At 68.1% G+C, this 23,109-nt stretch carries 23 protein-coding genes; 11 read left to right on the top strand and 12 right to left on the bottom strand.

The window, feature by feature from the left end:
• Window positions 1–3: 3 nt before the first annotated feature.
• Genes AB0P21_RS30530 through AB0P21_RS30540 form a run of 3 tightly spaced genes read left to right on the top strand, consistent with a single transcriptional unit; the run spans window position 4 to window position 6,400 of the window.
• Window positions 4–3,597, top strand: coding sequence for an SDR family NAD(P)-dependent oxidoreductase (locus tag AB0P21_RS30530; RefSeq protein WP_363700834.1), 3,594 nt, complete (start codon window positions 4–6; stop codon window positions 3,595–3,597).
• Window positions 3,597–4,961: an MATE family efflux transporter gene (locus AB0P21_RS30535; RefSeq protein WP_363700836.1), complete on the top strand. Its 1,365-nt coding sequence runs from the start codon at window positions 3,597–3,599 to the stop codon at window positions 4,959–4,961. Before AB0P21_RS30530 ends, AB0P21_RS30535 begins: the two co-directional genes overlap by 1 nt.
• Complete coding sequence (locus AB0P21_RS30540; RefSeq protein ID WP_363700838.1) at window positions 4,958–6,400, top strand: condensation domain-containing protein; 1,443 nt, start codon at window positions 4,958–4,960, stop codon at window positions 6,398–6,400. Before AB0P21_RS30535 ends, AB0P21_RS30540 begins: the two co-directional genes overlap by 4 nt.
• Here AB0P21_RS30540 and AB0P21_RS30545 read toward each other — a convergent pair.
• Window positions 6,369–8,033 carry a glycosyl hydrolase family 28-related protein gene (locus AB0P21_RS30545; RefSeq protein WP_363700840.1) on the bottom strand — a complete coding sequence of 555 codons (1,665 nt, stop codon included), beginning with the start codon at window positions 8,031–8,033 and terminating at the stop codon, window positions 6,369–6,371. The genes AB0P21_RS30540 and AB0P21_RS30545 overlap by 32 nt on opposite strands.
• 162 nt (window positions 8,034–8,195) lie before the next feature.
• On the opposite strand from AB0P21_RS30545, the gene AB0P21_RS30550 reads away from it, so the two are divergent.
• Together AB0P21_RS30550 and AB0P21_RS30555 are read left to right on the top strand one after the other, a co-directional pair.
• Complete coding sequence (locus AB0P21_RS30550) at window positions 8,196–9,329, top strand: LLM class flavin-dependent oxidoreductase (RefSeq protein ID WP_363700842.1); 1,134 nt, start codon at window positions 8,196–8,198, stop codon at window positions 9,327–9,329.
• Entirely contained in the window at window positions 9,326–9,928 is a 603-nt protein-coding gene (locus AB0P21_RS30555; protein WP_363700844.1) for an FMN reductase, read from the top strand. Before AB0P21_RS30550 ends, AB0P21_RS30555 begins: the two co-directional genes overlap by 4 nt.
• Here the strand turns inward: AB0P21_RS30555 and AB0P21_RS30560 are convergent.
• The 3 genes from AB0P21_RS30560 to AB0P21_RS30570 all read right to left on the bottom strand — a co-directional run bounded on the left by AB0P21_RS30560 (window position 9,914) and on the right by AB0P21_RS30570 (window position 12,591).
• Complete coding sequence (locus AB0P21_RS30560; RefSeq protein WP_363700846.1) at window positions 9,914–10,576, bottom strand: class I SAM-dependent methyltransferase; 663 nt, start codon at window positions 10,574–10,576, stop codon at window positions 9,914–9,916. The two genes, AB0P21_RS30555 and AB0P21_RS30560, sit on opposite strands and share 15 nt — an antisense overlap.
• 21 nt (window positions 10,577–10,597) lie before the next feature.
• A complete protein-coding gene (locus AB0P21_RS30565) occupies window positions 10,598–11,554 on the bottom strand; it encodes a pyridoxal-phosphate dependent enzyme (protein WP_363700848.1) in 957 nt (318 codons plus the stop codon).
• 266 nt (window positions 11,555–11,820) lie between these two features.
• A complete protein-coding gene (locus tag AB0P21_RS30570; RefSeq protein ID WP_363700850.1) occupies window positions 11,821–12,591 on the bottom strand; it encodes a TetR/AcrR family transcriptional regulator in 771 nt (256 codons plus the stop codon).
• Window positions 12,592–12,703: 112 nt separating this feature from the next.
• On the opposite strand from AB0P21_RS30570, the gene AB0P21_RS30575 reads away from it, so the two are divergent.
• From AB0P21_RS30575 to AB0P21_RS30585, 3 genes are all read left to right on the top strand, one after another.
• Window positions 12,704–13,654 carry an ATP-binding cassette domain-containing protein gene (locus AB0P21_RS30575; RefSeq protein ID WP_363700852.1) on the top strand — a complete coding sequence of 317 codons (951 nt, stop codon included), beginning with the start codon at window positions 12,704–12,706 and terminating at the stop codon, window positions 13,652–13,654.
• Window positions 13,651–14,442 carry an ABC transporter permease gene (locus tag AB0P21_RS30580; protein WP_363700854.1) on the top strand — a complete coding sequence of 264 codons (792 nt, stop codon included), beginning with the start codon at window positions 13,651–13,653 and terminating at the stop codon, window positions 14,440–14,442. The genes AB0P21_RS30575 and AB0P21_RS30580 overlap by 4 nt, the downstream gene beginning before the upstream one ends.
• Window positions 14,443–14,525: 83 nt before the next feature.
• Entirely contained in the window at window positions 14,526–15,473 is a 948-nt protein-coding gene (locus AB0P21_RS30585) for an FkbM family methyltransferase (RefSeq protein ID WP_363700856.1), read from the top strand.
• Here the strand turns inward: AB0P21_RS30585 and AB0P21_RS30590 are convergent.
• Both AB0P21_RS30590 and AB0P21_RS30595 read right to left on the bottom strand, forming a co-directional pair.
• Window positions 15,448–15,741, bottom strand: coding sequence for a hypothetical protein (locus tag AB0P21_RS30590; RefSeq protein ID WP_363700858.1), 294 nt, complete (start codon window positions 15,739–15,741; stop codon window positions 15,448–15,450). The two genes, AB0P21_RS30585 and AB0P21_RS30590, sit on opposite strands and share 26 nt — an antisense overlap.
• On the bottom strand, window positions 15,738–16,505 hold the full coding sequence (locus AB0P21_RS30595) for an SDR family NAD(P)-dependent oxidoreductase (RefSeq protein WP_363700860.1): 768 nt from the start codon (window positions 16,503–16,505) through the stop codon (window positions 15,738–15,740). Before AB0P21_RS30595 ends, AB0P21_RS30590 begins: the two co-directional genes overlap by 4 nt.
• Before the next feature lie 41 nt (window positions 16,506–16,546).
• Between AB0P21_RS30595 and AB0P21_RS30600 the strand changes: the two genes are divergently transcribed.
• Window positions 16,547–17,086 carry a GNAT family protein gene (locus AB0P21_RS30600; protein ID WP_363700862.1) on the top strand — a complete coding sequence of 180 codons (540 nt, stop codon included), beginning with the start codon at window positions 16,547–16,549 and terminating at the stop codon, window positions 17,084–17,086.
• Here AB0P21_RS30600 and AB0P21_RS30605 read toward each other — a convergent pair.
• Complete coding sequence (locus tag AB0P21_RS30605) at window positions 17,083–17,520, bottom strand: hypothetical protein (RefSeq protein ID WP_363700864.1); 438 nt, start codon at window positions 17,518–17,520, stop codon at window positions 17,083–17,085. The genes AB0P21_RS30600 and AB0P21_RS30605 overlap by 4 nt on opposite strands.
• A gap of 76 nt (window positions 17,521–17,596) precedes the next feature.
• Between AB0P21_RS30605 and AB0P21_RS30610 the strand changes: the two genes are divergently transcribed.
• Complete coding sequence (locus AB0P21_RS30610; RefSeq protein ID WP_363700866.1) at window positions 17,597–17,971, top strand: hypothetical protein; 375 nt, start codon at window positions 17,597–17,599, stop codon at window positions 17,969–17,971.
• Here AB0P21_RS30610 and AB0P21_RS30615 read toward each other — a convergent pair.
• The 5 genes from AB0P21_RS30615 to AB0P21_RS30635 all read right to left on the bottom strand — a co-directional run bounded on the left by AB0P21_RS30615 (window position 17,964) and on the right by AB0P21_RS30635 (window position 22,607).
• Window positions 17,964–18,530 (bottom strand): hypothetical protein, encoded by a 567-nt coding sequence (locus tag AB0P21_RS30615; RefSeq protein WP_363700868.1) that lies wholly within the window; start codon window positions 18,528–18,530, stop codon window positions 17,964–17,966. The two genes, AB0P21_RS30610 and AB0P21_RS30615, sit on opposite strands and share 8 nt — an antisense overlap.
• A gap of 36 nt (window positions 18,531–18,566) precedes the next feature.
• On the bottom strand, window positions 18,567–19,574 hold the full coding sequence (gene fgd / locus AB0P21_RS30620) for a glucose-6-phosphate dehydrogenase (coenzyme-F420) (protein ID WP_363700870.1): 1,008 nt from the start codon (window positions 19,572–19,574) through the stop codon (window positions 18,567–18,569).
• 209 nt (window positions 19,575–19,783) lie between these two features.
• Window positions 19,784–20,485, bottom strand: a complete 702-nt coding sequence (locus tag AB0P21_RS30625) for an anti-sigma factor (RefSeq protein WP_363700872.1) — start codon at window positions 20,483–20,485, stop codon at window positions 19,784–19,786.
• Between the two features lie 59 nt (window positions 20,486–20,544).
• Window positions 20,545–21,210 (bottom strand): fasciclin domain-containing protein, encoded by a 666-nt coding sequence (locus tag AB0P21_RS30630; RefSeq protein ID WP_363700874.1) that lies wholly within the window; start codon window positions 21,208–21,210, stop codon window positions 20,545–20,547.
• 440 nt (window positions 21,211–21,650) lie between these two features.
• Window positions 21,651–22,607 (bottom strand): hypothetical protein, encoded by a 957-nt coding sequence (locus AB0P21_RS30635; RefSeq protein ID WP_363700876.1) that lies wholly within the window; start codon window positions 22,605–22,607, stop codon window positions 21,651–21,653.
• Window positions 22,608–22,748: 141 nt separating this feature from the next.
• Here AB0P21_RS30635 and AB0P21_RS30640 point away from each other — a divergent pair, with 141 nt between their 5' ends.
• Window positions 22,749–23,108: a hypothetical protein gene (locus tag AB0P21_RS30640; RefSeq protein ID WP_363700878.1), complete on the top strand. Its 360-nt coding sequence runs from the start codon at window positions 22,749–22,751 to the stop codon at window positions 23,106–23,108.
• Window position 23,109 lies beyond the last annotated feature (1 nt).

Consider the following 23,109-nt stretch of genomic DNA (forward strand, 5'->3'; position numbering starts at 1 on the left):
ACCATGACCCAGACCGCCAACTCCGACATCGCGATCGTCGGCCTGTCCGTCGACGTCCCGGGGGCCCAGGACCTCGACGCCTTCTGGCAGATCATCAGCTCCGGCACCAGCCTGACCCGGCCGTTCCCGGTCGACCGGCGGGACAAGCTGCGGGAGTACGTCCGCTACCTGCGGGCGACCAGCGTGGACCCGATCGAGGACACCGAGATCGACTACCACAACGGCAGCTTCCTGGACACTGTCGACACCTTCGACTACTCCGTGTTCGGGATGAACCCGCGGCAGGCCACGCTGACCGACCCGCACCACCGGATGGTGCTGCGGGCGATGTTCCTGGCCTTCGAGGACGCCGGCTACTCGATCGACCGGCTGCGCGGCAGCAACACCGGCGTCTTCGTCGGTTTCGCGGTCAACCCGGGCTCGACGTACCTGGACTACATCTGCCGGATCGACCCGTCGGTCGGCCAGCAGGCGATCACCGGCAACATCCCGACCATGCTGGCCAACCGGCTGTCGCACTTCCTCGACCTGCGCGGGCCGAGCCTGGTCGTGGACACCGCCTGCTCCGCCACCCTGGTCGCGGTTCACCAGGCCAAGAACGCCCTGCTGGCCGGTGACTGCGAGATGGCCGTCGTCGGTGGCGCGCGGATCGTGTTCTCGCCGATCAAGCACCCGCACTCCAACATCGGCATCGAGTCCTCCGACGGTGTCACCCGGACCTTCGACGAGGCCGCCGACGGGACCGGCTTCGGCGAGGGCTCGGGCGCGGTCATCCTGAAGCGGCTGGACCAGGCCGTTGCCGACGGCGACCAGATCTACGCCGTCATCAAGGGCAGCGCGGTCAACCACGACGGCAACACCGAGGGGATCACCAACCCCGACTCGGACTCGCAGGCCAACCTGCTGATCCGGGCCTGGCGCAACGCCGACGTCGACCCGCGCAGCATCGGCTACCTGGAGGCGCACGGTACGGCGACCCGGGTCGGCGACCCGATCGAGCACGAGGGGATGAAGCGCGCCTTCGCCAAGCACACCACCGACAAGAACTTCTGCGCCGTCGGGACGGTCAAGGCCAACGTCGGCCACCTGTTCGAGGGCTCCGGCGTGATCGGCCTGATCAAGACCGTCGCCGTACTGCGGAACCAGCAGATCCCGCCGCAGGCCAACTTCCACAACCCGAACCCGAAGCTCGACTTCGCCGCCGGCCCGCTCTACGTCTCCACCGCCCTGGAGCCGTGGGAGGCGACCGACGGACCGCGCCGGGCCGGCGTCAGCGCCTTCGGCCTCGGTGGCACCAACGCGCACGCGGTGGTCGAGGAGTACCTGCAGCCCGATGACCGTCCCGCCTCGGAGGCAGGCGAGTTCCTCTTCACCCTCAGCGGCGCGACCGTCTACTCGCTGACCCAGCTGGTCGAGCGGTACGTCAAGTTCATCGACGGCGGCGGGCTGGACGGCGTCGACATCGCCGACGTCTGCTACACCAGCCAGGTCTCGCGCAGCTCGCACCGGCTGCGGATCGCGATCGCGGTCAAGGACGTGGCCGACCTGCGCAGGCAGCTGCCCAACCCCGACCCGATCAGCCCGGACAGCCCGCTCGCCGCGCTGGCCCAGTCCTATCTCGGCGGCCAGCCGGTCGACTGGAAGGTGCTCAGCGGCGATCGTCAGCCGCGCATCGTCCGGCTGCCGAGCTACGCCTTCGACGAATCCCTTGCCTGGGTGGAGTTCCCGGACACCTGGCGCTCCCAGCTCTCGCTGACCAGCACCGAGGTCCGCCACCCGGTCACGCACGACATCGAGTTCCAGCCCGCGCCGGCGCTGCCGATCGCGGCCGTTCCGACCGGCACCAAGGTCGTCGTGCTGATCGACCCGGACACCGAGGCCGAGGAGATCCTGGCCGCCGCGCAACTCGGCGAGGCCAAGGTCATCCGGCTCTGCGAGCCGGTCCGGCCGGGTGGCGAACTGCTTGCCCCTGACAACGTGAAGGCGTTCGAGCAGCTGGCCCAGCTGGTCAGCGACGAGGAGATCACCCACGTCGTCCACGCGCTCGCCTTCGAGTCCAAGGCGGCCACCGGGATCGACGAGATCGAGCGGCGGAACACCAAGAACCTGGGCAGCCTCTTCCTGTTGTCCAAGTCCCTGATGTCGGCGGGTGTGAAGGTCGACCTGACCGTGCTCACGCAGTACGCGATCGCTGCGGCGGACGGCGATGCGGACGTGGTGACCGAGAACTCGGCGCTGGTCGGCTTCGGCAAGGTGATCGGCCGGGAGTACCCGTACATCAAGGTGAAGCACCTTGACATCGACCTGTCGGTTCCGCCGGCGGCGCTGCGGGCGGAGGTGTTCGCACCGGAGTACGGCGTGTTCCTGCTGCGAGGCGAGCAGCGGCTGCACGAGGTGTTCGTCGAGGTACCGGAACTTGTTGCCGATGGCCCGCAGGACTATCTGAAGGCCGGCGGGACGTACCTCATCACGGGTGGCACCGGTGCGCTCGGGTTGGCGGTGGCGAAGTCGTTCGCGACCGCGCAGCCGGACTCGCGACTGGTGTTGCTGAGCCGTTCCGGCCTTCCTGGCAAGGAGGACTGGGCCGAGCTGCTGTCGTCGGGCGACGCGATCGCCGGACGCATTCGCGCAGTACAGGAGTTGGAGGCGTTGGGCGCCACCGTGGTGGTGCGGGCCGCCGATGCCGGTGATCCGAAGTCGCTGACCGACGCCGTCCAGTGGATCCAGAGCGAGCACGGGCGGATCGACGGGATCGTGCACGCGGCCGGGTTGCCCGGTGGCAGCACGGTGATGTTCCGGCAGGCCGAGGACTTCGACGCCGTCGTCCGGGTCAAGGTGCAGGCAGCGTTCATGCTGGATCTGCTGACCAAGGACGACCGGCCCGACTTCATCGTGCACTTCTCGTCGGTGGCCTCGGTGTTCCCGGCCCCCGGTCAGGCGGACTATGCCGCCGGCAACTACTACCTGGACAACCTGGCCCGGTCGCAGGCCGGCGGGTCCTGCCGGGTGATCGCGCTGGACTGGGTCGCCTGGAAGGAGATCGGGATGGCCGTCGACCACGGCACCAACGGCGACACGATGTTCAAGGCGCTGCCGACCACGGTCGGGCTGGACATCCTGGACGCCGGACTGCGGTCGGGCCGGTCCCGGTTGTTCGCCGGTGAGCTGCACTACCGCGGCGAGCTGATCCACCTGCTGAAGTCGTACGACGTCCGGCTGTCGGCCGACATCGAGGCCAAGGTCGAGCTGGAGCTGCTCGCGCTGGACGAGCGGCTGCGGCAGGCCGCGGACAAGATCAAGGCCAACGTGGCCGCGGTCGAGGTCGAGATCCAGGGGCGTCCGGACGACGACTACACCGACACCGAGCGGACCGTCGCGCAGTGCCTCGCGTTCGCCTTCGGCTATCCGGAGCTCGACGTCGAGGCGGACTTCTTCGACCTCGGCGGCGACTCGATCATGGCCGCGTCGGTGGCCGCCAACCTGAGCGTCGTGCACGGCGTCCAGTACGAGATCGCCGACCTGCTGGCGGACCGGACGATCGCGGAGATCGCCTACCACCTGGAGTCGCTGATCGAGTTCGAGGCGGACGTGGCCTGATGACCGACCTGACGACCGGCCCGCCGCTGCGGCGGATCGTGGGCTTCGCGCTCCCGCTGACCGCGGCCAACCTGGTCGGCCAGAGCTACGTCCTGATCGACAGCATCGTGGTGGGCCGGTACGTCGGGATCGAGGGCCTGGCCGCGGTCGGCGCGGCCGGACCACTGTTCTACCTGCTGAACGCGATGTTCATCGGCCTCAGCACCGCGTTCACGATCCGGCTGGCGCACCTGCGCGGTGCCCAGCAGGACGGTGAACGCCGCGGCGTGGTGCTCTCGCTCGCCCTGGTCACGGTGATCTGGTCGGTCGGCTGCATCATCCTGGCCACCGTGCTGGCCCGGCCGGTGCTGGGCCTGATGGGGATCGAGGGTCATCTGGCCGACAACTGCTACATCTTCATCAGCACCCTGTCGATCGGCTTCCCGGCGATCTTCGGCGGCGCGGCGGTCAGCGCGTACTTCCGCGGCCTGGGCGACTCCCGCTCGGCGATGTGGGTCGCGGCCTTGGGCAGTGTGCTCAACATCGTGCTGGTCTGGTGGTTCGTGTCACCGCTGCGGATGGGGATCAGAGGAGCGGCGCTGGCGACCGTGGTGGCCAGCGCGGTGGCGCTGATCGCCGGTCTCGCGTACGCCGCCAAGAAGTACCCGCTGGCGGCCGGCGACGGGCGGCCCGCAGTACGGCGTGAGCTCATCGACGCCGTCCGGCTCGGTTTCCCGCTGGCCAGCCAGCACATCATCCTTGCCCTCGGCATCATGGTCCTGGTCTGGATCATCCAGGGGTACGGCGAGGTGGTGCTGGCCGCGTTCACCGTGGTGTCCCGGATCGAGTTGTTCACCGCGATGGTCTTCCTGGACTTCTCCGGCGGCGTCACCGCGTTCGTCGCGCAGAACCTCGGCGGCGAGCACAAGGCCCGGGCCCGGCGCGGACTGCTGCAGACGATCTACCTCACCATCGGGGTCTCGCTGCTGGTCTCCGCGCTGGTGCTGCTGGCCCGGGGACCGATCGCGGGCGTCTTCACCGACGACGTCGCCGCCCGGGAGCTGACCGAGCGGTACCTGCTGATCATCTATCCGTTCCTGGCGCTCTACACCGTGATGGTCGTCGCGCACGGCTACCTGAACGGCTCACGCCGGACGACGGCCCCGTTGATCTGCACGGTGATCGCGTTCGTCTGCGTCCAGATCCCGTTCGCCTACTTCCTGAACGGGCCGTTCGGGATCGACGCGGTGATGTGGGCGGTGGTGGCGAGCTGGACCGCCGGCCTGACCTACACGACCTTCTGCCTGCGCGGGGTGCTGTTCGACCGGAGTACTCCGGCACTGCCCGCGCCCGTCGACGACTCACTGGAGACGAGTAAATCATGATCACCGAGAGCACTGCCCAGGTCGAGTTCTTCGGCGGCAAGGCCCGCGTCGCCCCGCTGGCCTGGGGTCAGCAGGCCAGCTGGGACGTGATGCAGGACTGGCTGCTGCAGGACAAGCCGTTCTTCGTCGTCACCCGGTGGCAGTCGATCCCGCTGCTGCTCGGACTGCCGGACGTGCTCGCGGTGCTGGGCGAGCTGATGATCAGGCACGAAGGGCTGCGCACGCTCTACCACGCGACCGATCGCGGCGATGCGCAGCAGGAGGTGCTCGCCAGCGGCTCGGTCGGCATCACGGTGTTCGACCGGCCGGCCGAGGATCCGGTCGAGTTCTCCACCATCGTGACCAACTGCCTGGCCCGGGCCGAGGCGGATCACTTCGACCACGACACCGAAGTACCGGTGCGGTTCTATGTCGCCATGCACCAGGGCATTCCGGTGCTCGTGGTGTTCGGGGTCTCGCATCTGTCCGCCGACTACACCAGCGCTGATGTGGTCTCGGCCGATCTGGCCGCTCTCCTCCAGGCCCGCGCCGACGGGACCGACGTACCGGCGGTCAGGCCTGCTCTGCAGCCCGCAGACCTGGCCGCCTACGAGAACTCGCCGGAGGGGCAGATGCTCAACGTGGAGGCCCTCGGGCACCTGCGCGAGCAGCTGCGGCAGATCCCGGAGACGCCGCTGCCCACCCGCCACGAGCCGGTCTCGCCGCGGTACTTCCGTGGCGAGCTGGAATCCTCTGCGATTCCGGTCGCCGTCCGGGTCGCGGCCCGTCGGCATCGGACCACCACGTCGGTCGTGCTGCTGTCGATTACCACGGCTCTGTTCCGCAACTTCGCGCCCGGACCGGCCATTGGTGTCGATCTGATGCAGGGCAATCGCGGATCGGCCGAGTCGATGCACAGCGTCAGCAGCCTCAACCAGGCTGTCCGGACCGCCCTGGAGTTAACCGGCCGATCGTTCGAGGACCTGCTCCGGCAGTCCGAGTTCGTCACCACCATCGCCCGCCGCCGCAGCCGGTACGACGCTCGCGCCGCCGCTGAGGTCTTCCGGGTGGAGGCGGAGCGCCGAGGCGTCGAGCCCGAGCCGGCCTGCCAGTTCAACGACATGTGGTCGACCCTGCCGCGACCGTCAGGCCGACCGGACTCGTCACCGGCCGAGCTCGACCGGCTGGTCCGGGAGTCGTCGTTCGACTGGCCGCAGAAGTCGGAGATCGAGGGGTCCGCGCTGTTCCTCGACACCAGAGGGACAGCCGAACGCATCAAGCTGTCCCTCATGGCCGACACCGCGCTGCTGTCCCCCGGCGAGATCCAGGGCTTCCTGTTCGCCTTCGAGCAGACCGCGGTGCTGCTGGCTTCGTCGGTTCCCTCGCTGGAGCAGATCTCGGATCTCTTCGCCGGGTACAGCGCGGACGCTAGCGTCGCTGGGCGGAGTACAGGTCGGTGATCTTGGGGCGGTCGGCCAGTTGGTAGGTGCCGTTCTCGAGGTCGCCTTGGAAGTCTCGCGGTAGGCCGCTCCCCGCGGCGGTCAGGCCTTGGAGTCCGACGGTGATGCTGCGGGGAGCGACATCCGCGAGGTCGATGGCGTAGGGCACGCCCGCGGTGATGCGGATGTTCCAGTGCGCGATGCGTGCGCCGAAGAGCGGGCCGGACGCAGCTGAGCCGCCGACCCGGCCGTTGTTGGTCAGGGTGATGTCGGTGCGCGCGTTCTCGAACGGCATCGCCCGATGGGTGTCGAAGGTGCCTTCGGCCATCGTGCCGCGGCGCCAGACGTTGCCGGCCGACAGGCCTTCGAGGTTGAGGCCGTGGTGCAGCGCGCCGTCCGGGAGCGGGACGGTGAACTTCTCGATCTCGAAGCCGTCCACCAGGTTGTCATGTGATTGCATCCGGCAAGCAAAACTGTGGTGCGCGGACCGGCCGCCGACCGCCACATCGGTCAGCGTGACCGCTTTGGTGGTGGTGAACCCGAAGCCCAGGTCGCAGTTCTCGACCCGTACGTCGTCCGCCCAGCAGTCGTGAACCGCCTGGAAACAAAGGCCGTTCGAGCCAGGATGACGGTTGTGGATCGTCATCGGCCGCAGCTCGTTGCGGATCGTCAGCGACTCCACCCCGACATCGTGCACGGTCGGACCGAGCGCCCGGATCCGTGACGGCCAGCTAGGTCGCAGGTCGTAGCGCAGCGGCTGGGCCAACCTCACCAGGCGGTTGCCCAGCACCGCTTCGATCCGGACCGGCCATTGCAGGGTCGCGTACTGGATGTACTGACCGCCGGAACCGGTCGTCAACTGCGGCGCCTTGGCCGCCCAGTTGTAGTCGCGAGTCCCGGGCACATCGCCCGCCACATGGCGCAGTACGCCGGCATCGGCTGGATTGTCCGTCTCCAGTACGACGAGATCGCCGCCCGCGAGTTTGCTGGTGTCCGACACCAGCAACGTGCGCTGACCCCGCGAGGCGGAGCCGACCTCGGCCAACGTGTCGCCGAGCAGCCAGCCCTCGGAGGCAGCGAAGTCCTCGGCCTCCGACTTGGCCTTCCGCTCGGGCGCGATCACCCAGATCTGTCCGCCGGTCCAGGACCAGCGACTCTGCAGACTCGGCTGCAGATTGGTCCGGTACGACTCGTCGAGCGGCTTGGTGAAGTGCAGGACGGTGTCGTCGGAGCCGGAGCCCTTCAGGACGACGTTCGACCAGTGGATCCAGATCGGTGAGTCGAGGCGATAGGTGCCACGGGGTACGACGACCGTGCCGCCGCCGCGCTCACCGGCGTACCGGACTGCGGCGTTGAAGGCGGCGGCCGCGTCGGAGTCACTGCCGGGCCGGGCGCCGAAGTCGGTGACCTTCGCGACGACCTTCGGGCGGCGTGGGCGCTCGCCGCCGCGGTAGCCGGCGTGGGAGATGTCGGGGATCAGCGGGTGCGTGCCGTTCGCTTCGGACCATTGGTCGAGCAGTTCTTCGGAGAGGTCCCGCGGTTTGCGGGCGGCGGTTCCGCCTGACGGGACCGGTGCTGCGGCAGCGGGAAGAGCTGCGGCCGCGGGGAAGGCAGCGGCTCCACCCAGAAGCAGGCGACGACTGACTTTGGGCATGGACAGACTCCTTGGGGGCGGTTTCGTCTGACGGGACCTAGTTTCACTGGATGGGACCGTGCTGGCAAGAGGTCGTGCTGGGAATGCGGCTCGGTGGAGTGGCGTTACCCCGGACAGATAGTTTAAGATTTGATAGTCACCAAATGCGACCAAGGAGTCCAGATGCAGTTCGGTGTGTTCACCGTCGGCGACGTCACCCAGGACCCGGTCACCGGCCGGACCCTGACCGAGGCCGAGCGGATCAAGGCGATGGTCACCATCGCGCGGAAGGCCGAAGAGGTCGGCCTCGACGTGTTCGCGACCGGCGAGCACCACAACCCGCCGTTCGTGCCGTCGTCGCCGACCACGCTGCTGGGCTTCATCGCGGCGCAGACGTCGAAGCTGATCCTGTCCACCTCGACCACGCTGATCACCACCAACGACCCGGTGAAGATCGCCGAGGACTACGCGATGCTGCAGCACCTGGCCGACGGCCGGGTCGACCTGATGATGGGCCGCGGCAACACCGGCCCGGTCTACCCGTGGTTCGGGCAGGACATCCGCGACGGGATCGCGCTGGCGGTCGAGAACTACGCGCTGCTGCGCCGGCTCTGGCGCGAGAACGTGGTCGACTGGGAAGGCAAGTTCCGCACCCCGCTGCAGGGCTTCACCTCGACCCCGCGGCCGCTGGACGACGTCCCGCCGTTCGTCTGGCACGGCTCGATCCGCAGCCCCGAGATCGCCGAGCAGGCGGCGTACTACGGCGACGGGTTCTTCCACAACAACATCTTCTGGCCGATCTCGCACACCAAGCAGATGATCGACCTCTACCGCCGCCGCTTCGAGCACTACGGCCACGGCTCCGCCGACCAGGCGATCGTCGGCCTCGGCGGCCAGGTGTTCATGCGGAAGAACTCGCAGGACGCCGTCAAGGAGTTCCGCCCGTACTTCGACAACGCGCCGGTCTACGGCCACGGCCCGTCGCTGGAGGACTTCAGCCGCGAGACCCCGTTGACGGTCGGCAGCCCGCAGGAAGTGATCGAGCGGACCCTGACCTTCCGCGAGCACTTCGGCGACTACCAGCGGCAGTTGTTCCTGATGGACCACGCCGGCCTGCCGTTGAAGACGGTGCTGGAGCAGCTGGACATCCTCGGCTCCGAGGTCGTCCCGGTACTGCGCAAGGAGTTCGACTCGGCCCGCCCGGCGCACGTTCCCGAGGCGCCGACGCACGCTTCTTTGAAGGCCGCGGCGGAGCGTCGCCACGACCTCGAGACGGTCAGCCCGGAGGTTGTCGGGCTGGAGGGGACCGCACGATGACCGAGCGCACCATCGCGGTGGTGACGGCGGGCCTGACGACCCCGTCGTCGACCCGCCTGCTCGCCGACCGCCTGACCGCCGCCGTCCGCGACCAGCTGGACGGCCGCGGTACGGCGTACCGGGTGGTGGTGGTCGAGCTGCGCGACATCGCCCACGACCTGACCAACAACCTGCTCACCGGCTTCCCGTCGAAGGAACTGTCGGCTGTGCTGCAGTCGGTGGTCGGGGCGGACGCGCTGATCGCCGTCACGCCAACCTTCAGCGCGTCGTACAGCGGCTTGTTCAAGACCTTCTTCGACGTCCTGGACGACCAGGCCCTGGCCGGCAAACCAGTGCTGATCGCCGCCACCGGCGGCACCGAACGCCACTCCCTGATTCTCGACTTCGCCCTCCGCCCGCTCTTCACCTACCTGAAGGCGATCGTGATGCCCACCGGCGTCTACGCCGCCTCCTCCGACTGGGGCACCGACGCCGGCAAACTCCACACCCGGATCGACCGCGCCGCCGCCGAGCTGGTAGATGCCATGAGCAACGAACGCCACGCGGTCGCCGATCCCTACGCGAACCCGACCCCGTTCGAGGACCTACTCAACAGCTGACCTCTTGGCAACGAGGACCAAGGAGGGCGCGGCGGCCACGCTCGGGGGGACGCGGAGCTCGGCCACCGGGTCGAGGCCGGCCGCCGCGAACAGCTCCCAGAGCGCCTCGGGCTGCCAGAGGTGGGTCGTCCAGGTGACCGGCACCCCGCCGTACCCCTCGGTCCGCTCGCGATCGCCGTCGCCCATGTGAGTGGCCATGATGAAGTGCCCACCCGGCACCAGCGCGCGAGCGAACGAGCTGAGCACCTGCGCCAGCACGTCCCGCGGCAGGTTGAACAACGACCACCACCCGAGAATCCCGCCGTACGACGACTCCGCCAACTCAAGCTCGGTCGCCGAGGCAACCGCGAACCGCTGCTCGGGGAATCGCTGCCGAGCATGCTCGATCATCCGCGCCGACAGATCGACCCCGGACACGTCGAGCCCACGCTCCGCCAGATAGGCAGTCACATCGCCCGGACCGCATCCGACATCCAGCACCGGCCCCAACCCGTCCACCGCAGCCGCGAACCCATCGAGAGCCGTCCGCAACCAGGGGTATTTGTTGACGTCGGTGAGATCCATCTCGACGTAGTTGTCGGCAACGCGATCGTAAGAGGCACGCACGAGTTCGAGGTCAGCAGGCTGGTCGATGGAGGAGGCGTTCATGCTGCCGGATGCTAGTGGCCGCTACCGACCATTTCCGACCCAGCGCTCGAAGTCCCCCGGCGCCACGTTGCTCCCACACAGGATGGTCGCAACGGTCTTGCCATTGAACCGTCCGCCTCCTTCCAGCACCGCCGCTACCCCGAGCGCCGCAGCCGGCTCGACCACCAGTCCCGCGCTTCGATAAAGCAGCCGCATCGCTTCGACAATGCCGGCCTCGCTGACCAGCACCGCGTCGTCTGTTGTTTCTGCGAGGTCGTCGAGCACCTCCGGAATCACAGACCGCCCAGCCACACCATCAGCAATCGTCCGCGGAGCCCCGACCTCCACCGCCCGCCCGGCTCGCAGCGCCAAGGTCATCGCCGGAGCCTCCTCGGGTTGAACACAGATGACCTCGGTGCCTTTACGCAACTCCTTCAGCGCAAAGCCCACCCCAGACGCCATCGCACCGGCCCCCAACGACACCAGTACCGCGTCAAGCTCCCCCGGCAACTCGGACAACTCCACCCCGATCGTCGCCGCCCCCTCACAGGTCCCGACATCCTTGCTGTCCTCCACCAGAAACGCGCCCGTCTCCTCGGCATACCGCGTCGCGGCCGCCAGCGCCTCCTCGATCTCGCCGTCAACCAGCATCACGTCGGCACCAAGCGCTTTCATCCGCTCGACCTTCAACGGATTAGCCGCAGCCGACGCGACCACGGTCACCCCGACGCCACGCTGCCTGCCGCCGAAGGCCAACGCCTGCCCGAGATTCCCCGCACTCGCGCAGACCACCTCGGTGCTGCTCGCCGGGAGGCGATTGAAAACCGTCTCGGTCCCGCGCCCCTTGAACGACCGGACCGGGTTGAGCGTCTCCACCTTCAGAATCAACCGACACCCGAGCAACTCACTCAACGGCTCACACTCGTACTGCGGGGTGTCGAGGAACAGCGGATCGATCTGAGTACGAGCCAACAGAACCCTCGCGAGATCCAACCTCATCCTGACCTCCAGTGTGTGAACCGCTCCGGTATTCGGGTGAGTTTGCCTGGCTTCGTGCCGAGCGAGCCGACCACCATCGTGCTCGCACCCGCGCGACGCAGGAGCATGCACCAGAGGCCGCAGGGCAACTAGCTGCACCCGCGCAACTCTGCCAACCGCCACCGTCGTCGCACCGCGCGACGCAGGAGCGGCTTTTCCCCGGGCGGGTGGGAGCGACAGAACGAGCACGCGACGAAGGAGCGGGCATCGGAGGTCGCGCGGGAAAACTACCCTCGCTCGGCAATCAACAGCGCCGTCCCGTCAAGGATGCGGGTGAGCCCAAAAGACAGCGCATGAGCAGGATCCATCGTCGCCTGATACGCCTCCCCAGCTGACGTCCCGACCCGCCCCGCCAGCGGAAAACGATCCGCGACCCCAGCCATATACCGCTCCAACACCGGACTAGTGGTCAACCACCACTCCTCGTCCGACATCCCCGAGTCCTGCTGCGACCGCACCTGCTCGGCCCCAGCACGAGCCGTCCCCAGCACATGCGTGAGCACCAGCGTCAGCGTCGAGTCCATCTCGACATCGGTCAGCCCGAGCCCATCCAGCGGCCGCAGCTCAGCCTCGTACTTCAGCGTGATGTTCGGCCCGAGCGCATTCCGCCCAGCCGGCACCTCATGCAGCCACGGGTGCCGCACCAGCAAATCCCAGTTCCGCCGAGCAATGAACTCCAGCGCCCCCCGCCACCCACCCGGCTGCTCAACAGGCTCATCCACAGACGCATACAGATCCCCATGCACGCTGTCGAACATCAGATCCGTCAGCTCACCCTTGCCCGGCACATGCGTGTACAGCGACATCGTCCCGACCTTCAACTGCTCGGCGACCAGCCGCATCGACACCGCCTCGAGCCCACTCGCGTCGGCAAGCTCGATCGCGGCGGTGACGATCGCGCGCACCGTCAGCCCGGACCGCCCGGCCTTCGTGTGACTGCCCCACAGCAGCGCCAGACTGCGCGCCGGATCGGGTGCCGCGGCCTTCTTCGCGCTCACAGGTTTCCACTCACGGGAACAAACTCCAGCCGGTCGTCGTTGACCCGATCGTACCCGAGTCGTACGGTGTACGGTACGGCCTACGGTTCAGGCCGCGAGGAGAGGCGGGCAAGTGTCGGAGCCAGTGATCGAGGCGTTCGAAGTACGCAAGAACTACGCCGGGGGCAAGGAGGGGGCGGGACTGAACGGGTTCGACCTGGAGGTGAGCGCCGGCACGGTGACCGGGCTGCTGGGCCCGAACGGCGCCGGCAAGACGACGGCGGTGCGCATCCTGGCGACGCTGCTCAGGATGGATTCCGGCGAGGCGAGGATCGCCGGGTACGACGTACGCCGCCAAGGCGCGGAGGTCAGGCGGCGGATCGGCCTGGTCGGCCAGTACGCCGCGGTCGACGAGATCCTCACCGGCCGGCAGAACCTGGTCATGTTCGGCCGGCTCAACCATCTCGGCCACACGAAGGCGACCAGCCGGGCCGACGAGCTGCTCGAGCGGTTCAGCCTGACCGACTCGGCCACGATCCCGGCTTCGAAGTACTCCGGTGGCATGCGCCGACGACTCGACCTGGCGGCCAGCCTGATCGTGGCGCCGAAGGTGTTGTTCGTCGACGAGCCGACCACGGGGCTCGACCCGGCCGGGCGGGCCGAGGTCTGGTCCGCAGTACGCGAGCTGGTGAAAACCGGAACGACCGTGCTGCTCACCACGCAGTACCTCGACGAGGCCGATCAGCTCGCCGACCGGATCTCGATGCTCAAGGACGGCAAGGTCGTTGCCGAGGGCACCCCGGATGCGCTGAAGGCGCAACTCGGCGCCGACTGGCTCGACCTGGTGCTCACCGCAACCACCGACGTTCCGCGGATCCTTCAGCTGGCCCAGCCATTGGCCGACGGCGAGATCCACGTGGACGGGACCAAGGTGAGCATCCCGGTCAAGGACCGGACCAGAGCACTCATCGAAGTAGCCACTCTGTTGCAGGAGGCAAAGATCGAACCGGAGGACATCACGTTGCGCAGACCCACCCTGGACGAGGTTTTCCTGCACCTGACCGGGGCGGGGGTGCCGGCATGACCGCCCTCGGCTGGGCCCTCGCGGACGGCTGGACGATCGCGCGCCGAGCGCTGCTGCACTGGCGGATGCAGCCCGGGCCGGTGATCTTCGGCTGGCTGTTCCCGGTGCTGATGATGCTGATGTTCGGCGCCCTGCTCGGCGGCGCGATCGAAACCCCGGCCGGCACCTCGTACTACGAACTGCTGGTGCCGGGCATCTTCGCACTGGGGATGCTGTTCGGACTCGAAGCGACGATGACCGCAGTCACCACGGACGTGGCCAAGGGTGTCACCGACCGGTTCCGCTCGTTGCCGATGAGTTCGGCGGCGGTGGTCCTCGGCCGGTGCATCGCGGACCTGCTCGACTCGGCGGTCACTCTGGTCGTGCTCGCCGGGGCCGGTCTCGCCCTCGGCTGGCGCTGGCACGGCAGTGTGCTGGAGGCGCTGGCCGCGTTCGGGCTGCTCCTGCTGCTGCGGTTCGCGCTGCTGTGGGTCGGGATCTTCATCGGGCTGACGGTGAAGAACGCGCAGAGCATCGTCGCCGTCCAGGTCGCGGTCTGGCCGGTCGGCTTCCTGTCGAGCGTCTTCGTCGCTACGTCGACGATGCCCGACTGGCTCGGCACGATCGCCCAGTGGAACCCGCTGTCGGGGACGGCGACCGCGGCCCGGTCGCTGTTCGGGAATCCCGACCCGTCGGCGGCGTCGTGGATCGGCGAGCACGCGCTCGCGGCGGCGATCATCGGCCCCTTGTTGCTGACCGCGATCTTCCTGCCACTGTCCGCGGCCAGGTTCCGCCGGCTGTCGAACTGAAAGGTCACGGCGATCGCGAAATCTTTCGCTGGTCCTTACGTTCCACGATGAGTGATTTGACCGCTATCGGGTAACCATGGGGGATGGAGTACCGCGATGGAGTCGTCCGCCGGGCGGCGTGGGGTGTTCCGCGCGTCGCCGGGCGGTCGATCAGCGTGGATGCCGCGCGTCGACTGGCGCGGGTGGTGGGCTCCGCCGAGGGCCTGACCGAGGCCGGCGTACTCCGGATGGCGCACCGCATCTCGCCGCGGGTCGCCGACGTGAATCCGCGACTGGCCAAGATCTCGCCGGAGTGGGTCACCACCGACATCGAAGTACGCCGTCAAGGTCTGCGCTGGCATCTCGACCTGCGCGACAACCTCCAAGCCGTCCTGTACTACGCCGGCCGCTACGAGCCGGCCGTCACGCGCTTCCTCCGCGGCGAGTTGAAGCCCGGCGACGTCGTCCTGGACATCGGGGCGAACATCGGGCTGCACAGCCTCGGCGCCGCCAAGCAGTTGCGTGACCTCGGCGGCGACGGCCGGGTGATCGCCTTCGAACCAGCGGCCGACTCGCTGGAGAAGCTCCGCGCCGCCGCCGAGTGCAACAAACTGGCCGACCTCATCACCCTGGTGCCCGCCGCCCTCGGCGAGCGCAAGCACCAGGCGACGCTGCACGCCGACTCGCGCTACGACCCGGCCGACTCGGGCGTCCGCTCGTTGCAGGCCGACGGCGAGTTCGTCCAGGACGTCCCGGTGATCCGGCTGGACGACTGGGCTCGCGAGCACTCCCTGGAGCGCCTCGACGTGGTCAAGCTCGACGTCGAGGGCTCGGAAGCCGCTGCCCTGGGTGGCGCCAGCAGGACGCTGATCCGGCTGCAGCCCCGCGCAGTACTGGTCGAGGACAAACGCCCCGACCTCAGACGCCGCCTGCACGCAGTACTGGACGAGCTCGGCTACCGCTCCACCGGAGCCACCTTCGACCACAACACGCTGTTCCGCCCCGACCGCCGCGACGACAACGAAGTCACCCGCCGCCACTCGGTCCGCTGACCTCGGCAGCCAATGCGCGCTGCCGATCCAGGTCGGCCAGCGCTGCCCGCTTCGAGCGGTACCGCGTCTTCCAGGAGCGGCTGCCGGCGGTGACCCGGATCGTCCAACCGCCCCAGAAGATCAGGAAGTGCACCAGGAGATTGGCCAGCAGCGCCGCCAACGCGATGACGATCTCGATTAGACCGTCGCCGCCGCCTTCCAGGTAGTTCCACTCGACCCAACCTGAGCGGTGCAGACGCACCAACTCGTCGTCCTCGACGGCGGTCACGGCATCAGTTGGCCGCCGTTGACCTCGATCAGCTGGCCGGTGACGTAGCTGCTCATCCGGTCGGAGGCGAGGTAGAGGATGGTGCCGACGCATTCGTGCGGGGTGCCGGTGCGGCCCATCGGGATGGTGGTGAGCATCGTCTTCAGCTGCTCCTCGCTGGTGTGCCGGTCGTGGAACGGGGTGCGGATGACTCCGGGCGAGATCGCGTTGACCCGGATGCCGTCGGGTGCGAGTTCCTTCGCCAGGCCGTGGGTGAACGTGCTGACCGCACCCTTGCTGGTCGCGTAGACGACCGAACCGCCGCCTCCGCCGTGCCGGCCGGCGATCGAGGTGACGTTCACGATCGCGCCGCCGCCCTGCGCACGCAGTACCGGGATGATGCGGCGGCTCAGCGCGAAGACCGAGGTCAGGTTGACGTCGATGATCCGGTGGAACTCGTCGTCCGACACTTCGACCACCGGCGCGCGCTTGACCAGGTCGCCGGCGTTGTTGACCAGTACGTCGATCCGCCCGTGCTTCGCGAGCACCTCGTCGATCAGCACCCCGGCCGAGTCGGCGACCGCGAGATCAGCCTGGTGGACCGACGCCGCACCGCCTGCGGTGCGTACCGCGTTGGCCGTGTGCTGCGCCCCCTCCTCGTTGCGGTGGTAATGCAACGCGACCGTCGCCCCCGCCTCCGCGAACCCCACCGCCGCCGCAGCCCCGATCCCGCTGCTGGCTCCGGTGACGAGAACAACCTGACCACTGAAATCAAGAAACGCCATGACCCCAACCCTAGGGTGAACAGCGGCGGTAGCCTCGATGGATGGGCTATGACCTGGCGAGTCTGGATCTCCGGCGGTGGCGGGTGGCCGATGCGTTGCGGTTGACCGAGGCGCATCAAGAACCTGACATGGTCAACCAGGGCGGCATCCGGGACACCGCGAGCGCGGTCGACTGGATCGGCCGGGTGGCGGACCTCGACAACGGCCACGTGTACGCCGTTGCGGATGCCGACGACCACCCCGTCGGCTGTGTCGCGGTCACCAACATCGACCGGCACCAGGTCGGCTGGACCTGGTACTGGACCATCGCCGACGTCCGCGGCCAAGGTGTCGCCCGCGACTCGCTCCGAGCGCTGGTCGACTGGGCCCACCACGACGCCGGCCTCTACCGGCTCGAGCTCGGGCACCGCACCAACAACGCGGCCTCCTGCGGCGTCGCGGCCAGCGCGGGCTTCCTCTTCGAAGGCCTCGAACGCCAGCGCCTCAACTACGACGGCACCCGCTACGACGTCGAACGCCACGCCCGCCTGGCGACCGACCCGCTCACCCACCCCGAGCGCCCGGTCACCATCACCCTCTAACCAGCAGGCTTCTCCGGTACTGCGTCCTGCGGCCGGCCAGCATCCGGCGCGTCCTCGGACGTGCTCGACGGAAACGCGGTGAGCAGGAACGCGAGACCGGTGAAGATCAGCGCGAAGTACCAGTTCCCCCCGAGCCCGATCGCGGCCACCCCGATCGCAGTCGCCACCGCGGCGACCACCAGCGAAGGCGACTCCACAGTGGGCTGTTCACCGGCGTCCAGCCGGGCCAGCCGCGCCTCGAACTGACGCTCGACATGAGCAGTGAGCTCGCCTCTCTGACGACTCTCAGCCGGCAGCTCCCTCAGCAGCTGGAGGTTGAGCAAGAGATCGTCGCGCAGGTTCTTCCGCGCGGATCGCACGTGCACCGCTGGGGCCACCATCGTCAGCAGCCCGATCAGCACCACCGTCAGTTGCGCCACCAACCTCGCCGTCATGACGGGAGGGTACGCCGCGACACCCCGGTCCGGCTCCTCCCGAGCCGTGGTCCCCGGCAGGCTCTACGGTGACGGCATGGCGAAAAGCAGTAAGAGCGAGACGTTCTTCTCGGTGGTGATCGGCGGGGCGGCCGGCTTCGGGCTGATCGTGATGACCCGTCGCGCCTGGGACATCTGCCAGGTCACCCTGAGCGGCGTCGGCAACGGGCCGACCCTGTTCTTCGTCGGCGTCCCGGTCGCGGGCGTGGTCAACATCGTGCTGTTCAACCTGGTCTTCCGGTTCATGCGCCGCGGCAAGGGCGGCAAGTGGACGATGCCGCTCCTCGCCGCTCTGATCGCCATCGCGATCGCCGACCTGGCCCTGTTCTCCTGGGCCGGCACCCAGGCAGGCAACCCCGGTATCTGTCCCGCGGGCGTCCCGCCGTGGTGGCCGGACGGCGTCCCTACCTGATGGGCGGCGCGTAGCTGCGCCACCGCTCCTCGATGACGTACCCGAGAGCGACATTGGCGCCGATACTCGCCTCGTTAAGGCCGGCGCCACCCGTCCCGAAGACCCGGACGCCGTCGGCGTACAGCGCAAGGATCGAAGCGGCCTTGACCGCCTGCCCGATTCCCCGCCCGCGATAGCCGTCCAGCACCGAGGTGAAGCCGGTCTCCCCGGCCAGGCTGATGACCGTCGCCCCGACCAGCCGTTCACCATCGAGCGCGCCGAACACCCGGCCGGTCGTCCACTGCTCGGCAAGCTCCTCCACCGGCGGGACGACGTGGTGGGTCGCCGGGGTGTACGGGTAGTCCTTCTCGTTCGCCTTCTCGAGTGCATGCCATTGAGCCGCGTAGCCGCGGTCCAACTCGCGGACGGTCACCCCCGCGGCACGCAGTACGGCGTGCTCGAGCAGCGCCGGGTCAGGATCACGCAGCCGCGCACCCCAGGACTCTCCGACGATCCGATAGCCGGCCGCCTCCAGCTCGGAGCAGCGCGGATCGTCGTCCCGCACTATCTCGACCGTCAACCCTGACCCCTGTCGCCCCGCCGGAACCCCACGCCGCTAGCCGAGCTTGCGCAGCAGCGGGAGGACGTCGGTGGTGAACTGGGTCAGGAACCGCTCCTGGTCGTGCCCCGGTCCGTGCATCACCAAGTGGTTGAACCCGGCATCGAGGTACGGCTGCAGCTGCGCCACCGCCTCGTCGGGGTCGGAGGCAACGATCCAGCGCTTCGCGACCTGCTCGATCGGCAGCTCGTCGGCCAACCGCTCCATCTCGGTCGCGCTGGTCACGCTGTGCTTCTGCTCCGGCGTCAGCGACAGCGGCGCCCAGAACCGGGTGTTCTCCAGCGCCTGAGTGTGATCGCGGTCGTAGGAGATCTTCACCTCGAGCATCCGGTCGATGTCGTTGTCGAAGGAACGCTCCGCCTTCTCCGCGCCCTCCTTGACCGCCGGGATCAGCTTCTCGGTGTAGAGCTCCATGCCCTTGCCCGAGGTCGCGATGAACCCGTCCGCGACGCGTCCCGCGTACTTCGCGACCACCGGTCCGCCGGCGGCGACGTACACCTTGACCGGGGTCTCCGGGCGGTCGTAGATCGACGCGTCGACGGTCTTGTAGAACGGCCCGTCGGAGCTGACCCCCTCCTGGGTCCACAGGTTGCGGATCAGCTCGACCGCTTCCCGCAGCCGGGCGAACCGCTCCTTGAACTCCGGCCACTCACGACCCGACACGGCGATCTCGTTCAGTGCTTCACCACTGCCGACCCCGAGCATGATCCGGTCCGGGTAGAGCAGCCCCATGGTGGCAAACGCTTGCGCGATCACGGCCGGGTTGTACCGGAAGGTCGGCGTCAGCACCGAGGTGCCGATCTGGACCCGGTTCGTGCGCTCGCCGACGGCCGCCATCCAGGCGAGTGCGAACGGCGCGTGCCCACCCTCGTGCCGCCAGGGCAGAAAGTGGTCCGACACCGTCACGCTGTCCAGCCCGAGCTCCTCGGCCCGTACCGCGTACTCCACCAGATCCCGCGGTCCGAACTGCTCGGCGGACGCCTTGTACCCGACCCGAATGCTCACCTTTGCTCCCAACTCGTCGCCAAACCTGTACCCCACTCTGCCACCAACTCACGCAGCCCTTGAGATGTTCCGCCGGTGGGTGTGGACGACACGCCTTCGATGGTGCGATTTTGCGTTGGGGCGTCGATGGGGGCATCGTGGTGAGCAAGCAGGGCATCGGGGCTTCATGGATTCGTCGTCTCGGTGCCCTGCTTTCCAAAACCGCTCGGTCAGGTCAGTGAGATCGTCGCCGCAGCAGGAAGTGTGGGCTGCGCGGAGCCGCCGGAGGGCTCCACCGTGAGGCCGATCTCGGCCGTGCCGGCGAGGCGACGGACCACCTGGGTGAGGTTTTCGCCGACCAGGCCGATCGACCGCGCAGTACGGGCGGTGTCGATCGACCAGAGTTGGTAGGTCTGACGGGCCGGCAACGGGCGGAGCTCACGCAGTACGACGACTGCGGTGTCTCGTCTTGTCGACATCACGACAGTCGCCCGCCCGCCACCGGCCACGTCCCCGTGGAGCGTGCGCGCATCAGGCTCCGCGAGTACTGCGCTGACCTCGCCGCCGGCTTGGCTCGCGACCGTCCGCGAGCGGTGCTGATCGATCGCGACACCACCGCTGACCGCGATCACGACGGCCGCCGCGGCCAGGGCGAGGATCGATCGCCGCGATCCGCGTTGGTTGCGCTTGGCAACCATTGGCGAGAGTTGTCTCGCCGTGTCGACCGACGCCAGCACTCTTGCCCTCAGCAAGGTCGGCGGTTTCATGGCGACCGGAGTGCTCAGTCTGGTCACCGCTTCCTGCAACTCCGCGACCTCGTCGGCGCAGATCTGGCAGAAGGCCAGGTGCTGCGCGAAGGCTGCTCGCTCGTCGTCAGGTAGCGCGGCCAGCACGTAGGGACCGGTCAGGGTGTGAACGTCTTGCATGGTCATCTGCCGGTCCCTACTGCTGGTTTTGCGTTACTGCTGGTTTTGCGTTGGTCCGACTGGGATCAGGCGGCCGGCGGCATCAGAACGGTGTCGATCAGGTAGACGGTCGCGTTGGCGGTCTTGACGCCACCACAGATGACCTTGGCGTTGTTGACCATCAGGTTGTCGCCGGAGCCGGTGACGGTGACGGCGCCCTTCTCGACGCTGACCTGCTTGCCGACCACCGCGGCCGGGTCGAGCTGACCGGGGATCACGTGGTAGGTCAGGATCTTCGACAGCAGCGCGCTGTCGGTCTTCAGGGTGTTGATCGTCGCGGCCGGGATCTTCGCGAACGCGGAGTCCACCGGAGCGAACACCGTGAACTCGCCACCGTTGAGGGTGGAGACCAGGTCGACCTTCGGGTTCAGCTTGCCCGACACCGCAGCAACGAGGGTCTTGAGGAGCGGGTTACCGGACGCAGCGGTGGCCAGCGGCGCGGCGGCCATGCCGTCGACCGAACCAGCGCCGGTCGGGTTCGCCTTGGCGTAGTCGGCACAGCCCGGGCCGACCAGGCCAGCGGCGTTGTCCGTCGACGCGGACGCCGACGGGGTCTCCATCGGAGCAGACGACGAGGAGGTGGCCGACGGGCTGTCGCCGGCCTTGGTGTCATCGCTGCCACAAGCGGCCGTCACAAAGACGAGCGACAGCGCAGACGCGGCGAGTCCGACGCGAACGAGGTTCTTGGACATGGCAAATCTCTCTTCCCTGAGGTGATGGAACCGGCTGACGCCGCAACCCTTGACGCCCCTACTTCGGCGCCCTCACCCCAGCGGATGGGTCCTCCCCTTACCTGTTGCGTCAAGCAACTATTTTCCGGATCGACCCATCCACCACCACGCTCCGCTCCGAAGTGCTTGCTGTCAGCTACAAAACCTCTAGCTATTTGGAGACCTCATGTACCACAGCACCCTGAACATCGTCGTCGGCATCTTCGTGGACTTCAGCTCCCGCTACAGCGGTCACGGCCACGGCAACTGGAGCCACGGCCTGCTCGGCCTGTTCAACTGATCTGATCCCCCTCCGCTGACCGCCAGACAGCGGAACGGATCCCCCGAACAGAAGCCCAGGCCGACACGCTGGCCTGGGCTTCTGTTGGTAGTACGGTTCGGTGCTCAGTTCAGAGCGGAAGTCACTCGCCGACGAGCTGCGGGCCGTCGGCGTTGGTGCGGAGGAAGCGGACTCCGGGCTCGGAGTTGATCTCGGCGTTGCCGATGGTGTTGATCACCGTTGCGGTGCCGTTGGCGCGGCTCATCGCGTACAGAGTGGCCTTGTTGTTGGCCTTGTTGAGCCCGGTGAGGAGCGTGCTGCTCGCACCGCAGCGCTGGGCGACGAGCTGGTCATAGCCCTTGAAGCCGGTCGAGCGGACCAGCTTCAGGGTTGCCTTGAACGGCGCCGTGACGGGGATGCGGATGGTCCACAGCGCGCCGGCCTTGGTAGTGGCCAGCAGCGTGTCGTACGTCGCCGTCTCGGAGATCACCGTGATCGCCCTGAACCCCTGGTAGCCCGGCGCCGAGCCGAGCGGCTTGACCCCGGTGTTGAGGTCGTAGCGGTACAGCGAGCCGTTGGCGTGCAGGCCGTAGAGGAACCCGTGCGCCTTCGGGCCCTGCACGTAGTTGGAGGTCGCGATGGTGCTGAATCCGGACCACCCGGTGCCCAGCTTCGTGCTGCTGGCTGCGCCAGGCGCGTCGAGGACGAAGGTCGCCCTCGCGATGTACAGGTTCGCGCCCTGCAGGACGATCCCGGCGTAGTACGGCGGCGGCTGGACGCCACCCTTCACGTAGTACCAGGTGGAGCTGGCGCGGACGGGGAACAGTTGGAACGGCGCCGGTCCGCCCGCGGTCGGGGGCTTGGTCGCAGTCAGCTCGGTAGCGCTTGCCTCACCGGTGGCGTCCACCCCGCCGATCAGCACCTTGCAGGGCCCCGCGGCCTGTGCCTTGGTCTGCGGCAGCTTCGCCGCAGGCTTACCGATCGGCCATGCCCCCGGCTCCGGCTCGCCCTGTACTCCGGCACTGGCCTGCCCGGCCAGCGCTGCCCCAGCAATGAGGCTCAGCCCGGCCACAGCCACGCCAAATCGACGAATCTTCATCAGCAGAGATCTCCCTAAGTACTCGATGCCCCCCAAGAGCCCCGCGCACCGCCGAATGTCCGCCCACCCTACCGACCTGGCGCCCCGCGGAAACCCCCATTGCATCAACCTGCAATGCGGATGCCACGCATAATGCTCGGCATGCCCCAGATCTCTGTCGAGTACTCCGAAGCACTCACCGACGCCTTCGATCGGCGCGGTTTCGCGCTTGCGTTGCACCCTCAGGCGGCTGAGTTGATCAGCAGCACAGTGTCAGGTTTCAAGACCCGCTTTCGGACCACCGGCGAGACCGTGATCGGCGGCGGCGATCCCGGCGAGGCGATGATCCACATCGACCTGGCGATCCTGCCCGGTCGCGACGCCGAGCTCAAAGCGCGGCTCGGCGAGCTGACCCTCGGGATCCTGACCGATCATCTGAGGCCCGCGACGGGGTTGAACACTCAGGTCACCGTCGAGGTTCGCGATCTCGCGAGCTATCAGAAGCAGGTCCTGACCCTCTGAT

The organism is Kribbella sp. NPDC056861, from assembly GCF_040687575.1.
GTDB lineage: Bacteria > Actinomycetota > Actinomycetes > Propionibacteriales > Kribbellaceae > Kribbella.